The organism is Mycolicibacterium madagascariense, from assembly GCF_010729665.1.
Lineage (GTDB): Bacteria > Actinomycetota > Actinomycetes > Mycobacteriales > Mycobacteriaceae > Mycobacterium > Mycobacterium madagascariense.
In genome coordinates, this window is the sequence record NZ_AP022610.1 from 1 (window position 1) to 14,626 (window position 14,626).

The following is a 14,626-nucleotide window of genomic DNA, read 5'->3' on the forward strand; positions in this document are numbered from 1 at the left end:
CGGATCGTGGTGCCCTTTTAGTGGTCTTCTCGCCCTGGCGCAGGTGCCGGGCACGGGTGATCGTAGGTTTGAAACCACTCGAACCCATCGGTGCGAATGTCGGCTTCCAGGCGCGTGGACAGCGCATTCACGACCGACACACCCACGCCATGCAAGCCACCCGAGACGGTGTACGCCCCTTCCTCGAACTTGCCACCGGCGTGCAGAACGGTCATCACGACGTCGACGGTGGGGATGCCGGTGCTGTGCATCGCCACCGGAATGCCGCGCCCGTCGTCGGTGACCTCGACGCCGCCGTCCTCGAGGATGCGGACGTCCACCTTGGTGGCGAAGCCCGCCATCGCCTCATCGACCGCGTTGTCGACGACCTCCCACACCAGGTGGTGCAGACCGCGCTCACCCGTGGACCCGATGTACATGCCCGGACGTTTCCGCACCGCCTCGAGGCCCTCGAGAACCTTGATCGATTCTGCGCCATATGCGGTCTTGTCTGAGGCAGCCACAGTTAGCGCGTCTCCTTGGTATTTTCGAGGTGCGAAGAGCCATTGCCCTCGCGAGTCCAGACCAGTCTACCGTGATGCACTGTCAGCACTGATTCTGAGGCGGCGTTTCCGCGCTCCTAATCGAGCCGTGCACGGTTTTTCTCGACGTCCCGTGCGTCCCGACGACCGAATACGCACCTACACGTGTTGTCGGCGCTCTGAGAACCGGCTGTTTCTGGTCATCCGTAGGTATCCCGGGGCCTCGTCCCGGCACGTTGTACTGCCCTTGCGCCAGGTGGGTCCGGCGGGGCCGACGATCTTCAGGCTGGTGACGACGCCGTCGCCGACCGCCGCGGCGATCTTGGCCAGCAGTTGCGCCTGCACCATCCGCAGCTGGGTGGCCCACGCGGTCGACTCGGCCACGACCGTCAGCACGCCGTCGCGCAGGACTGTCGGATCGGCGTGCTCGGCGATCTGCTCACCGACGACGGCCGCCCACTGGCCGAACACCGAGCCCTCCGCCACGCGTGCGGACCACCCCCGGCTCTTGGCGAGCTCGGAGGTCGCCGCGGCCAACGTCTGGGGATCACGCGAATCCGGACCGGGTCCCGACCATCGCCGCCGGAAGCCGCGTGTCGGGGTGGCGTTCGTCGAGGACGTGCGACCCCTCCCGACGTCCTTGCCCTGGCTCTTCGCCGCGCCCCGGGCCTCCTCGAGGGCGCGGCGCACCAGGTCCATCCCCTTCAGATGGGCCAGCGCATCGGGCGGTCCCAACGGCTCGTCGTCGCTGCGGTCCGTCATGGAATCACCTCCGACACTCGACCGGAATCCTCGTCGCGCATGCCGATGCGCATCCGCCGAGCATCCCAGTCCTGCGGGATGTCCTCGGCCACCGCGGCGGTCACCAACACCTGCTCGGCCGACGCGGCCACCTCGACCAACGCCCGCCGCCTGGCGTTGTCCAATTCGGCGAACACGTCGTCGAGCAGCAGCACCGGGTCCGAGCCCTCGGATCGCAGCAATTCGTAGGCCGCGAGTCTCAGCGACAACGCCATCGACCACGACTCGCCGTGGCTGGCGAAACCCTTCGCGGGCTGATCCCCAAGCCGCAGTTCGAGGTCGTCGCGGTGCGGACCGACGAGACAGACTCCCCGTTCCAGTTCGGCCGAGCGCCGGCGCGCCAACTCGTCGAGCAGCGCCACCTCGAACACCTCCTGATTCGCCGCGCCCGTCGAGGCCTCGGCCTCGACCGCCTCCCCGCACTGCGGTAGCGCACCGACGCCGGACGCGACGCCGGCGCCAGCAGCTGGTAGGCCTTCTCGATCTCGGGGGCCAGCAGCGTGACCAGCGCAACCCTCGCCGCGATCAGCTTGGCACCGTGGGACGCCAGGTGCCCGTCCCAGACGTCGAGGGTCTCCAACGCGCCCGCATCGCCCCGATACCGCGCGCCCGCAGCACTCTTCAGCAGCGCCGTCCGTTGGCGCAGCACCTTCTCGTAGTCGGCGCGCACCCGGCCACCGACGGCCGGGTCGTGGCGAGCTCGTCGAGGTACCGGCGCCGCTCCCCAGGATCCCCACGCACCAGCGCCAGGTCCTCCGGTGCGAAGAGCACCGCCCGCAACGCCCCCAGGATCTCGCGGGCGCTGCGCACCGGCGACCGGTTCAACCGCGCCTTGTTGGCGCGGCCTGCGGTGATCTCCAGGTCGATTGCCAACTCACGACCGTCGTTGACCACGATCGAGGACACGATCGCGCGCTCGGCGCCCGCCCGGATCAGCGGGTCCGACCCCACCCGGTGTGACCCCAGCGTCGACGAATACCACAGCGCCTCAACGATGTTCGTCTTTCCAAAGCCGTTGGGTCCGACGAACACGGTGCGCCCGGGCACCAGCTCCAACTCGAGGTGCGACCACGAGCGGAAGTCGGTCAGCGCGACGTGACGGACGTACACCTAGCCCTCGCTGATCCTCTTCACCGCGTGGCCACCGAACTGGTTCCGCAGTGCCGCGACGGCCTTCATCGTCGGCGAATCATCTTGTCGCGAAAGGAATCTCGCGAACAACGACGCGGCGATGGCGGGCACCGGCACGCGCAGGCGAATGGCCTCCTCGACCGTCCACCGACCCTCACCCGAATCGTCGGTGTACCCGCGGATCTCGGCGAGCTGGGGATCTTCCTTGAGGGCCTTGGCCAGGAGCGTCTGCAGCCAGGACCGCACGACGGTGCCGTTGGTCCAGGCCTGGTAGACCTCCTGCGGACTCTTGATGAGGTCCTCGGCGGCCAACATCTCGTATCCCTCGCCGTAGGCCGTCATCATGGCGTACTCGACACCGTTGTGAACCATCTTGGCGAAGTGCCCGGCACCGACGGGACCGGCGTGGACGAAGCCGTCCTCCCGAGGTCCCGCCGGCCGCAGCGTGTCGAAGATCGGCATGACCTTCTCGACGTCCTCGTCGCTGCCGCCGACCATCAACCCGTAGCCCTCGGTCAAGCCCCAGATGCCACCGGACACCCCGGCATCGATGAAGCCGATCTTCTTCTCCGCCAACAGGGCAGCGTGCGGTTGATCCTCGGTGTAGCGCGAGTTGCCACCGTCGATCACCAGGTCGCCTTCACTCAGCACCTCGGACAATCCGACGATGGTCTCGTTGGTGATGTCGCCGGAGGGCACCATGACCCACACCGCGCGGGGCGCAGTCCTGGCGAGCCCGGCGAGGTCCGGAACGTCGCTGACCTCGGGGCGGGGGTCGTACCCGATGACCTCGTGACCGCCCTTGCGGAGCCGGTCACGCATGTTGAAGCCCATCTTTCCGAGACCGACCAGGCCGAGTTGCATGTGCGCCTCTTTCGTGGCGATAGGGCCGGTCAGCCCGGAAGCCGCACCGGCATCAACAAATACACGTAGTCGGTTTGCCCAGCCGGGAACGGACCGGTCGCACCGACGTGCGCATCACCATCATCACCCGCCGGCCGCAACACTGCGGGACGGCTGGATGTCGTGAAGCCGAACGTCACCTTTGACGAGTGCAGCGAACCCAGGCCGTCGGTCAGGTACGTCGGGTTGAAGGCGATGGTCAGCGGGTCGCCGGAGAATTCGACGGGCAGATCCTCGCCCGGCCGACGGCGTCCTCACCGCCGGCGGTCAACCGTAGCGAATCGTCGCTGAACTCCATCCTGACCTGGGCGCCGCGGTCGGCCACCAGCGCCACGCGCTTGATGGCCTCGGTCAGCTCCGCGACGCCGACCGTGGCGACGGCGGTGTGTTCGGCGGGCAACAGCTGCCGGAACTTCGGGAATTCCGCGTCGAGCAGTCGGCTGGTGGTGCGCTTGCCGTTGCTGCGGATGCCGAGCAGTCCGTCCTTGCCGACGGCGGCCCCCGCGCCGAGCGACAGGTGGACGTCGGTGCCGTCGGTCCCCGCGCGCGCGGCCTCGGCCAGCGTCTTGGCGGGTACCAGGATGGCGGCCTCGATGTCGGCCGCGCTCGTCGACCAGGTCAGCTCGCGAACCGCGAGACGGAAGCGGTCGGTGGCGGCCAGCACGACCTTCTCACCCGAGATCTCGACCCGGATGCCGGTCAGCATCGGCAGCGTGTCGTCACGCCCGGCGGCGACGGCGACCTGGCTGATGGCCTGGCCGAACAGATCGGAGGCGACGACACCGGTCTCCTCGGGCAGCGCCGGCGTCGGGTAGTCCTCGACGGCCATCGTCGGCAGGAGAACCGGGCGCTGCCGCAGCTGAGCGAGACACGGGTGCCCTCGACGCTGACGTCGACGGGCTTGGCAGCAGGGACTTCGTGATGTCGGAGAGCAGCCGTCCCGAGACGAGAACGCTTCCGGGAGTGGCGATTTCAGCCGCCACCCGGACCTCGGCCGACACCTCGTAGTCGTAACCGGAGATGGTCAGACCCTCGTCGGAACCGGTGAGCAGCACCCCGGAGAGCACCGGCACCGTCGGCCGGGTCGGCAGGATGCGCGCCACCCACGCCACCGCGTCGGCGAAGTCCTCCCGCACCAGGCGGAACTTCAGGTCGGTACCCATCGTCGTCGCCACGTCCATCGCGTCCCCTTCAGTGAAACCCGAGCTACAAGCACTAGCAGCGGATCTACGGGTGCCTTGCGGACATGTCACCACGCTGCGATTCGACGACCGTTCCGGTTGTCGAAGACCCACCGTAGAGCCTCCGCCTTCAAGTTGAAAGCTAATCCATCGGAGTGACAGACGCCCCGTGAGGTCCGCTCGACGAGCGACCCACAGGGCGCGCTCCCCAGGTCCTTCTCTTAGAAGAGAATCTAGAGATAGAGATGAGTAACAGTAATAGGTGCTGTGGATGCTGTTAGTGCACGCGGCGCCGCGCAGGTCGAGGGCGGTGCGGTCGTGGGGCACTTCGTGGATCGTCGCGAGGCCGCCGACGCCCGCTGTGGACGGCCCGTGGTGTGTGCACCGATGCGGCCGCCGCCGCCGCTTCGTCCAGAACCTGTACGAGTTGTCCCGCGAGACGGTCATGTGACTCGTGGTGCGAGAGGGTCAGAAGATTTTCGAAAATCGTTGGCGCAGGGGAGAACTCGACGGGTGTCTACCCGATGCGAGGTGGGGAAGCGAGGGCTCAGCGCTTGGAGCGCTGGCGGATCCGCGTGGTGAGTTCCTTGACGTTGTCGAAGACCTCGCGCCGCTGAGCCATCTCGCCGCGGATCTTGCGCTCGGCGTACATCACCGTGGTGTGGTCGCGGCCGAACGAGTGACCGATCTTCGGCAGGGACAGATCGGTGAGCTCGCGGCACAGATACATGGCGATCTGGCGGGACTGTGCCAGCGCGCGGGTCTTGCCGGGGCCGCGGCTCTTCGATGGTCGTCTCGAAGTACTCGGCGGTCGCGGCCATGATGGTCGCGATGCTGATCTGCATCGTGCTGGCATCGGAGATCAGATCGCGCAGCACGATCTCGGCGAGCGACTTGTCGATGGCCGCCTTGTTGAGCGAGGCGAACGCAGTCACGCGAATCAGCGCGCCCTCGAGTTCGCGGATGTTGCGTTCGATGCTGCTGGCGATCAGTTCCAGGACGTCGTCGGGGACGTCGAGCCGATCCATCTGAGCCTTCTTGCGCAAGATGGCGATTCGCGTCTCGAGCTCGGGTGGCTGGACGTCGGTGATCAAGCCCCTCGAACCTCGTCCGCAACCGGTCCTCGAGCGTCGCGAGCTGCTTGGGCGGCCGGTCGGACGAGATCACGATCTGCTTGTTCGCGTTGTGCAGGGTGTTGAAGGTGTGGAAGAACTCCTCCTGGATGCCTTCCTTGCCTTCGATGAACTGGATGTCGTCGACGAGCAGGACGTCGATGTCGCGATAGCTCCGCTTGAACGACGCCTTGCGGTCGTCGCGCAGGGAGTTGATGAAGTCGTTCGTGAACTCCTCGGTCGACACGTACTTCACGCGCATTCCCGGGAACAGCCGCTGGGCGTAGTTGCCCGCCGCGTGCAGCAGGTGGGTCTTGCCCAGACCGGACTCGCCCCAGATGAACAAGGGTTGTAGGCGCGGGCCGGCGCCTCGGCGATCGCGAGCGTCGCGGCGTGGGCGAACCGGTTGGACGCCCCGATGACGAAGGTGTCGAACGTGTAGCGGCGGTTGAGGCTGACGTCGTTGGACGGCGGATTCTGCGGCCGGTTGGTGAAGTAACTCGGCCAGCTCTCCTCCGCGCTGGCGAGTGCTTCCTCGTCGTCGTCGACCTCGTCCGGATCGGGCAGGCCGTCCAGCGGGAGCTCGGTGCCGGCATCGGGTGCCGGGGTCTCGATGCGGACCCCGAGTTCCACGCGCTGGCCGAGGCGGCGGCTGAGACTCGAGATGATCGGCTCGCGGAGGTGACGCTCGATCTCGTTCTGGACGAACGGTGTCGGAACCGACAGCAGGGCAAACCCCTCGGCGATGACCAGCGGCTTCACCAGCTTGAGCCAGGCCCTTTGCTGTGGGGTGAGGTTGGGGATCGCGGCGCCGGTCGCCGAGTCCGAGCCGAAGTCACCGTTGAGCTCCGTCACGACGTCGTTCCAGATGGCGACGAACGGGGGGTCGGGGTCTGCTGTCAACGGAGACGTCCCCCTCTTGGCCGGGCGTGTTGGCCGAATGGACGAAAACCGGATGTCCACATGGTTATCCACAATTTGTGGATAACCGACACCGGTCGTCGTGTCGTGCGTTCTGGCAGGACAGCCAGGCTCCCGGGCACACTAGGCCCGACCGGGTGGTCGAGGGCGTCGTGGGCTCGCGGTCGCGCGACCGTCATTCGCTTGTGTCGTAGCGCCGTCTCGTCTGAAATGGCCTTGGCAGAAGCTAACAGGTTTATTGCCGGGTGCCAACAGTTCGGGAACATTGACGGCGTCTCCCAGGAAGCTTCTGGCAAGCACCGTGCTGGGTGGTGACGGTGTGAAGAATGTGGCGGTAGCTGGAGCCGGAGAAGGCGGTTTGACCTAGGGAAATCTCGTCAGTACCCTCGAACAGTCGCCCGAACGTGGCGGCACGGCTGCGACCCGGATCCTCGGGTTCACGCGCCGGGGCTAGCAAGCGAGACGAACAGAAGCGTACGTACTGCGGCTGCTTCCACGCGCACATGGAGCTCATGTGCGACGGAGCGGGCGCGACCGTCACAGAGGAGAAGCAGCCGTGGCCAAGGGCAAGCGGACATTTCAGCCGAACAACCGGCGCCGGGCTCGCGTGCACGGCTTCCGGTTGCGGATGCGCACCCGCGCCGGCCGCGCCATCGTGTCGGGTCGGCGCAGCAAGGGCCGTCGCTCGCTCACTGCATGATCCCGTGTGGGTCGTGAGCGGGGTGTAGGAGAGTGCTTCCGGCTCAGTACCGGATGACGCGGTCGACCGACTTCGGGCTGACCGTGAGTCGCGGCCTTCGCGCGGCCCAACCCGATCTCGTCGTTCACGCCCTCGTGTCGACCGGTGAGGAAACGACTCCGAAGATCGGGCTCGTCGTATCGAAGTCGGTCGGGTCGGCCGTGCAGCGCCATCGGGTATCCCGGATGCTGCGGCACGTGGCACGCGGGGTGATCGACGATCTGGGGCCAGGTGACAAAGTGGTGATCCGAGCACTCCCCGGCAGCAGGCACGCCATCTCCGCCAGGTTGGCGCAGGAACTGCACACCGCGCTGCAGCGCGTGAAGGCCAACGCCGGAGGCCGGGGATGACGCGCCGCGGGGTGGCCGGCGTGGCCATCCGCGCCATCGAGCTGTACCGCACGATGATCTCGCCACTGCGTCCCGCCTCGTGCCGCTTCACCCCGACGTGCAGTCAGTACGCCGTCGACGCCCTGCGGGAGTACGGCGCGGTGCGGGGGAGTTGGCTGGCCCTGGTGCGGCTGGCCAAGTGCGGCCCATGGCACCGAGGCGGATGGGACCCGATTCCGGAACGGCCGCGATCGGATGTCGTCCGCGGACGGACTCCGGCGAAGCTGAGGACACCGCGACGCTGAGGAGCGATTCGTTTGTTTAATTGGTTCAGTCTCGACGTCATCTACTACCCGGTCTCCGCGATCATGTGGCTCTGGTACAAGGCGTTCGCCTTCGTGCTCGGCCCCGACAACTTCTTCGCGTGGGCACTGGCAGTGATGTTCCTCGTGTTCACGCTGCGGGCGATCCTCTACAAGCCCTTCGTTCGGCAGATCCGCACGACGCGGCAGATGCAGGAATTGCAGCCGCAGATCAAGGCGCTGCAGAAGAAGTACGGCAGGATCGCCAGCGGATGGCGCTGGAGATGCAGAAGCTGCAGAAGGAACACGGCTTCAATCCGATCCTCGGCTGTCTGCCCATGCTGGCCCAGATCCCGGTGTTCATCGGGCTCTATCACGTGCTGAACTCATTCAACCGGACGCAGACCGGCTTCGGCCGACTGGGCCTGTCAGTCGAGCAGAACCGCGAACTGGGCAACTACATCTTCAGCGCCACCGACGTCGGACACTTCCTGGACGCCAACCTCTTCGGTGCCCCGCTCGGCGCGTCGATGATTCAGACGGTGGGACTGGGCGCCTTCGACGACTTCAACCGGGCGGCCGTCATTGCGGTCGGCGTACCGCTGATGATCATCGCGGGCATCGCGACGCACTTCAACAGCCGCGCCTCGGTGGCACGGCAGAGCGTCGAGGCCGCGGCCAATCCGCAGACCGCGATGATGAACAAGCTCGCGCTGTACGTGTTTCCCCTCGGCGTGGTCGTCGGTGGTCCGTTCCTCCCGATCGCGATCATCCTGTACTGGGTGTCGAACAACATCTGGACCTACGGCCAGCAGCACTACGTGTTCGGCAGGATCGAGAAGGAAGAGGAGCTGAAGAAGCAGGAGGACTTGGCGCGTCGTGCGTCGAATGCCCCGGCTCCCGGTTCCAAGCCCAAACGCAAGCGGCCCGCAGCCAACGGTGCGGCGCCGACCGTGCCCGCGCCCACCGAGCTGTCCGAGACGACGGGGCAGGAGACCGATCCGCTCGAGTCCGACGCGAAGACGCCCGTGTCGAAGCCGGTGTCGAACGCCGGTGGGAAGGCGACGCCCTCCAAGGCCGGCGCGGGCGCCAACCGTGCGCCGCGCCGAACGAACAACCGCCCGAAGCGACGCCCCTACCCGATCGAGCTCGGGTCCCTGATGGCTGAGACAGCAAGGAAGTGAACGAACATGACTGATGCCGATACCACCGAACGTACGGACGTCGACGACGCCGCACCCGCGTCGGACAATCTCGAGGACCGTCTCGTCGCCGAGGGCGAGATCGCCGGTGACTATCTCGAGGAACTGCTCGATCTCCTGGACTTCGACGGGGACATCGACCTCGACGTCGAGGGTGATCGTGCGGTGGTGGCGATCGACGGCGGCAGCGATCTGGCCAAGCTCGTCGGTCGCAAGGGCGAGGTGCTCGATGCGCTGCAGGAGCTGACCCGGCTGGCCGTGCACCAGAAGACCGGCGAGCGCAGTCGCCTCATGTTGGACGTGGCGCATTGGCGGCGTGGCCGTCGAGACGAGCTGGCCGCTCTCGGTGACAAGGTGGCGCGGCGGGTGCTGGCGAGCGGCGAGCGTGAGGAGCTCACGCCGATGACGCCGTTCGAGCGCAAGATCGTGCACGACGCCGTGTCGGCTGTCGATGGCGTTCGCAGCGAGAGCGAGGGCGCCGAGCCGTCGCGCCGCGTCGTCGTCCTGCCGGCCTGACGTCTCTAGTTACAACGATGTAGTTCGTGTGGCCGGTGGCGTCGGAGTCGGAGGATGTTTCACGTGAAACATGGTGAAGCGCCGGCGGCGCCGCCGTCCGCTGCGGCAGTGTTCGGGGAATGCCTCGAGCTGGCAGAGCAGTATGCGGCCGTGTTGGCCGGCGCCGGCATCGAGCGTGGACTCATTGGTCCAGGGGAAGTCGATCGACTCTGGGAACGGCACATTCTGAATAGCACCGCGGTGGCCGAATTGCTGAACTCGGGGGAGCGCGTCGCAGACGTCGGCAGTGGCGCGGGATTGCCGGGCATTCCCTTGCGGCTGGCGCGGGCCGACGTCGCGGTCACCTTGGTCGAGCCGCTCCTGAGGCGGGCGGAGTTTCTCAGCGAGGTCGTCGAGCTGCTCGGTATTCCTGTGACGGTAATCCGCGGGCGAGCGGAGGAGCGGGCCGTGCGTGATGCGGCGGGTCACATCGACGTCGTCACGTCGCGGGCTGTCGCGTCTCTCGACAAGCTGTCGCGCTGGTGCTTGCCCCTCCTCGAACCGGGGGGTCGGATGCTGGCGATGAAGGGTGAGCGGGCGGCGGCCGAGATCGCCGAGCACCGCCGCGTGATGAGCTCATTGGGTGCCACCGACGTGAAGGTGATGGAATGTGGCGTGAACTATTTGACTCCACCCGTGACCGTGGTCGTAGCGGTGCGGGGGAGTCGTTCGGGAGCCGGTCGTCGGGGGTCACGCATACCCCCGGCGCCTCGGTCGCAGAGCCAGGAGCGACGACCACCACGGCCCCAGGGGTCGACGAGGAGGACCAAGTGACACGACCGCCGAGTGGCGACGGCGGCACTTCGTCGCCGGCTAGCCCGCCCGATGTTTCACGTGAAACATGGCGCCCTCCTGTCGACGTGGAATGGAAGGACCAGACGGTCGGCGATACGCCCATTGGGGCCGAGGCCGAGCGCGCCGTCCGTGTCCTCCACGGCGCCAAGGGTCGGCAGCTGCCGCGGCCCCCACGCCAACGGGTGTTCACGATCGCGAACCAGAAGGGCGGCGTCGGCAAGACCACGACCGCTGTCAACGTCGCCGCGGCGCTCGCGCTGCAGGGGCTGAAGACTCTGGTGATCGATCTCGACCCGCAGGGCAATGCGAGCACCGCGCTGGGCATCGAGCATCGCCCCGGCACACCGTCGTCGTACGAGGTGCTGATCGGTGAGATCCCCGTGAAGGACGCGCTGCAGCAGAGCGCGTACAGCGAACGCCTCTACTGCGTGCCCGCGACGATCGATCTGGCGGGCGCCGAGATCGAACTCGTCAGCATGGTGGCCCGGGAGGGCCGACTGCGCAATGCGCTCGCGACGCTCGAGGAGTACGACTTCGACTATGTCTTCATCGACTGCCCGCCCTCCCTTGGCCTGCTGACGATCAACGCGCTCGTCGCCACGCCCGAGGTGCTGATCCCGATCCAGTGCGAGTACTACGCACTCGAGGGCGTCGGTCAGTTGCTCCGCAACATCGAGATGGTCAAGTCGCACCTCAATCCTCTGCTGGACGTCACGACCGTCGTGCTCACGATGTACGACGGACGGACCAAGCTGGCCGACCAGGTGGCCGACGACGTCCGGTCGCACTTCGGGGCCAAGGTGCTCCGGACCGTCATCCCGCGCAGCGTCAAGGTCTCCGAGGCGCCGGGCTATGGCATGACGATCCTCGAATACGATCCGGGATCGCGCGGTGCGATGAGCTATCTCGACGCCAGCCGTGAGATCGCCGAACGTGCCCACACCACGGGGAAGGAACCACGATGACGCCGCCTCCCAAGCGAACCGGCCTCGGACGTGGATTGGCGTCCCTGATCCCGACCGGCCCCAGCGACAGCGAGCTGAGCCCGGCGATGGGCGCGGCCGCGGCCGACGTGATGTACGGCAGCGCGCCGACCGCCACGGTCGAGCCCGTCGATGACGTGGGTGCGGTGTACCGCGAGATCGATCCGTCGCTGATCGAACCCAACCCGAAGCAGCCGCGCCAGGTGTTCGACGGTGACGCCCTCGCCGAACTGGTGCACTCGATCCGTGAGTTCGGACTGATGCAGCCGATCGTCGTGCGGGCGCTGAAGCCGGCCGACGGCGGTCCTCGGTACCAACTGGTGATGGGGAGCGGCGCTGGCGCGCGGCAGGAGGCCGGTCTCGCCGCCATCCCGGCCATCGTGCGCGAGACCGCCGACGACAGCATGCTGCGGGACGCGCTGCTGGAGAACATCCATCGCGCACAGTTGAACCCGTTGGAAGAGGCGGCGGCGTATCAACAGCTGCTCGACGAATTCGGCGTCACCCACGACGAGCTCGCGGTGCGAATCGGTCGGTCGCGCCCGGTGATCAGCAACATGATTCGGCTGCTGCGGCTGCCGATCGCGGTGCAGCGCCGGGTGGCGGCGGGCGTCTTGTCCGCCGGCCACGCCCGGGCGTTGCTCGCCCTCGAGGGTGGTGCGGAGAAGCAGGAGGAGTTGGCCGCCCGCATCGTCGCCGAGGGCCTTTCGGTTCGGGCGACGGAGGAGGCGGTGACGCTGGCGAACCGGGATGGCGTCCCTGACGCCCCACCGGCGCCGCGGCGCAAGCCGATCCAGATGCCGGGGCTGCAGGACGTTGCTGAGAAGCTGTCGTCGGCGTTCGATACCAGGGTCACCGTGAGTCTAGGCAAACGCAAGGGCAAGATCGTCGTGGAGTTCGGCTCGGTCGACGACCTTCAGCGCATAGTCGACCTAATGAACGCGTCGGAGGCATGACCGGTCACACGGCGTAATTACGTCACTGTGACACCAGCCCGCCGTCGTCGGCCCTCGAAGGAGCTAAACCCTTGCGCAGCAACGTGATTCGCATGTCTCCGGACTCGGAGCCAGCGCCGTGCCGTGACCCTGCGTCGGCGGCCGGCGCGAGCGGACTGGGCGGTCTAGTGTCCGCCCGCATCACTCCGCTGCGACTCGAAGCCTTCGAGCAGTTGCCCAAGCACGCTCGGCGCTGTGTCTTCTGGGAGGTCGACCCGGCCACCCTGCAGCGCGGAGATCACCTCGCCGACCCGGAGTTCGAAAGGAAGCCTGGCTCTCGATGGTGATGCTCGAGTGGGGTTCCTGCGGACAGCTCGCCGTCCCATGCGAACCCGAGGAGGCCGACTTCACCGCATCGGCGTCCAGTGGCGACGACCCGTGTCTGGGCTACGCGTTCTATGCGCCGCCGCGCTCGGTGCCACGAGCGGGCCTCTTCCCGACCGGACCCGTGAGTGCCGACGCCGTCTTGTTGACGACGGTGGGCGTCGAGTCGGGGGAGGACGGCGACGGGCTCACCCGGGCTTTGATGGCTGCGGTCGTCGGGGACCTGGTGCGACGAGGCGTCCGCGCCCTCGAGTCCTACGGCAGGACGCCCGACGCAGCGGAACTGTCTGACCCACAACGGGTTTCGCCGGACCTGCGCCCGCGGTCGCGGTCCTCGGCGACTGTTCGGTGGAGCAGTGCGTGACCGACGCGGAGTTCCTCGCCGACGTCGGCTTCGAGGTCGTCGCGCCGCATCGGTACTTCCCGCGGATGCGGCTCGAACTCGAGCAGGGGCTGGGATGGAAGGCCGACGTCGAAGCAGCGCTGGAGCGACTCCTGGTGAGCGCCGAGCTGAAGCAGCCCGTCGGAGCCGGCGCGAGCCTGCGCGCGTGACTCAGCTCTGGGCGGCGCGCTGCTGTTCGACCGACCGCTTCGTGGGCGAGCAGTTCGGCGAAGGTGAACGTGCCCGTCGGACGATCGTTCTTGCCCAGCAGATAGAGCCGTTTGACGGCCGCGAGTATGCCCTCGGACAACGCGTCACGCACCTGCCCGGACACCAGCAGATCCCGGTCGTGCGCATTGGTGATGTAGCCGACGTCGATCTGCACGGTGGGCATGCGCGTCAGGCGCAGCAGATCCCACGTGCGGCCGTGCGTGCGGCAGTCGCGTAATCCCGTGCGCGCCACCAACTCTCGCTGCACGAAGTCCGCGAGGTTGCGGCCGATGGTCGACACCGAGCCGTGCGAATTGCCGAAGTGGAACGATGCGACGCCGTTGGCGGGGGAGCCGGGCAGGGCGGCGCAGCGCAGGCTGATCATCAGATCGGCGCCCACGGTGTTCGCCGTCGCGGCGCGCTCGGCGTCGGAGGGACTGCGACCGACAGGCCGGGACAGGAAGGTCTCCATGCCGATCGCCGTCATCCGGCCTTCGAGGCGACTCGCGAGGTCCCACAGGATGTCGGCTTCGCTGATGGGTCCGTCGGGACCGTTCATGATGGGCCCGTGGTCGTCGCCACCGCGGCCCGGATCGATGATGATGCGCTTGCCCGACAGCCGCGGCCCGGAGCGGCGGACCAACTCCTCCTCGCGGATCGCGTGCAGCGAGCCACCCGTCACGCGGGAGCCGAGGAAGTACAGCGAGCGCAGCGTCTCCGGACCGCAGATGCCGTCCGGGTACAAGCCGTACTCGCGCTGATAGGACATCAGACCGTTGTGGGTCTGCAAACCGAAGTGGCCGTCGACGAGGCCGGTGTAGAACCCGAGGTCCTGCAACCGGGCCTGCAGCGTCGCGACGTCGTCGCCGTACATCGGCGCGCCGAACTGGTGCGCGAGTGTCCGTGCCCCCAGCCGGTAGGACGCCTCCTTCAGCGCGCGGTACGTGGCCTCTCCGACCACGCCGTCGACCAGCAACCCCCGGTGCTGCTGGAAGGCGCGGACCGCGTGATCCAGGTCGTCGTCGAAGGCATCGAAGGCCACGTGCTTGCCCGTGGTGAGGTCCGCGTCGGAGTTGTCGAGCAGCCCCAACGCCGCCAATGCCGCCCGAATCTCGGCCACGGGGATTCCCCGATCGCCGCGGCGCAGACTAGACATGAACAGAATTGTCGCAGACAGAACCGGTAATTCTGAAACCTCCAGGCCAGTCGGGAAACCACGGCTGCCGTTGCCGGAGGCCGA

Annotated in this window: 8 protein-coding genes and 8 pseudogenes; 9 read left to right on the forward strand and 7 right to left on the reverse strand. The window is 67.3% G+C overall.

All coding sequences use genetic code 11. The features are described from left to right. The 6 genes and pseudogenes from G6N60_RS00005 to dnaA form a co-directional block, all read right to left on the reverse strand. A pseudogene (locus tag G6N60_RS00005) lies at positions 1-503 on the reverse strand (ATP-binding protein); the annotation flags it as partial. 177 nt (positions 504-680) lie between these two features. Further along, positions 681-1,283: a DUF721 family protein gene (locus G6N60_RS00010; protein ID WP_163730787.1), complete on the reverse strand. Its 603-nt coding sequence runs from the start codon at positions 1,281-1,283 to the stop codon at positions 681-683. Next, a pseudogene (gene recF / locus G6N60_RS00015) lies at positions 1,280-2,432 on the reverse strand (DNA replication/repair protein RecF). Before recF ends, G6N60_RS00010 begins: the two are co-directional and overlap by 4 nt. Continuing rightward, positions 2,433-3,317 (reverse strand): phosphogluconate dehydrogenase (NAD(+)-dependent, decarboxylating), encoded by an 885-nt coding sequence (gene gnd, locus G6N60_RS00020; protein WP_163730789.1) that lies wholly within the window; start codon positions 3,315-3,317, stop codon positions 2,433-2,435. It abuts the pseudogene before it with no gap. 29 nt (positions 3,318-3,346) lie between these two features. Continuing rightward, positions 3,347-4,537 (reverse strand): annotated as a pseudogene (gene dnaN / locus G6N60_RS00025) (DNA polymerase III subunit beta). A 547-nt stretch (positions 4,538-5,084) separates the two neighbouring features. Beyond that, a pseudogene (dnaA, locus tag G6N60_RS00030) lies at positions 5,085-6,552 on the reverse strand (chromosomal replication initiator protein DnaA). A 574-nt stretch (positions 6,553-7,126) separates the two neighbouring features. Between dnaA and rpmH the strand changes: the two are divergent. From rpmH to G6N60_RS28425, 9 genes and pseudogenes are all read left to right on the forward strand, one after another. Next, positions 7,127-7,270, forward strand: a complete 144-nt coding sequence (rpmH, locus tag G6N60_RS00035; protein ID WP_068001749.1) for a 50S ribosomal protein L34 — start codon at positions 7,127-7,129, stop codon at positions 7,268-7,270. A 32-nt stretch (positions 7,271-7,302) separates the two neighbouring features. Next, positions 7,303-7,659 (forward strand): ribonuclease P protein component, encoded by a 357-nt coding sequence (gene rnpA, locus G6N60_RS00040; protein ID WP_163730790.1) that lies wholly within the window; start codon positions 7,303-7,305, stop codon positions 7,657-7,659. Beyond that, positions 7,656-7,880 (forward strand): annotated as a pseudogene (yidD, locus tag G6N60_RS00045) (membrane protein insertion efficiency factor YidD); the annotation flags it as partial. The gene rnpA and the pseudogene yidD, both read left to right, overlap by 4 nt. 126 nt (positions 7,881-8,006) lie before the next feature. Beyond that, positions 8,007-9,124 (forward strand): annotated as a pseudogene (gene yidC, locus G6N60_RS00050) (membrane protein insertase YidC). 6 nt (positions 9,125-9,130) lie between these two features. Beyond that, positions 9,131-9,658 carry a Jag family protein gene (locus G6N60_RS00055; protein ID WP_163730794.1) on the forward strand — a complete coding sequence of 176 codons (528 nt, stop codon included), beginning with the start codon at positions 9,131-9,133 and terminating at the stop codon, positions 9,656-9,658. A gap of 54 nt (positions 9,659-9,712) precedes the next feature. Continuing rightward, the gene (gene rsmG, locus G6N60_RS00060; protein ID WP_163730797.1) at positions 9,713-10,471 is read left to right on the forward strand and encodes a 16S rRNA (guanine(527)-N(7))-methyltransferase RsmG; all 759 of its coding nucleotides are present in this window, start codon (positions 9,713-9,715) and stop codon (positions 10,469-10,471) included. 86 nt (positions 10,472-10,557) lie between these two features. Next, a complete protein-coding gene (locus G6N60_RS00065; RefSeq protein ID WP_170312538.1) occupies positions 10,558-11,457 on the forward strand; it encodes a ParA family protein in 900 nt (299 codons plus the stop codon). Then, positions 11,454-12,431 (forward strand): ParB/RepB/Spo0J family partition protein, encoded by a 978-nt coding sequence (locus G6N60_RS00070; RefSeq protein WP_163730800.1) that lies wholly within the window; start codon positions 11,454-11,456, stop codon positions 12,429-12,431. Before G6N60_RS00065 ends, G6N60_RS00070 begins: the two co-directional genes overlap by 4 nt. 167 nt (positions 12,432-12,598) lie before the next feature. Then, positions 12,599-13,346 (forward strand): annotated as a pseudogene (locus tag G6N60_RS28425) (acetyltransferase). 14 nt (positions 13,347-13,360) lie between these two features. Here G6N60_RS28425 and G6N60_RS00075 read toward each other — a convergent pair. Continuing rightward, positions 13,361-14,542 (reverse strand): annotated as a pseudogene (locus G6N60_RS00075) (N-acetylmuramoyl-L-alanine amidase); the annotation flags it as partial. Positions 14,543-14,626: the final 84 nt, after the last annotated feature.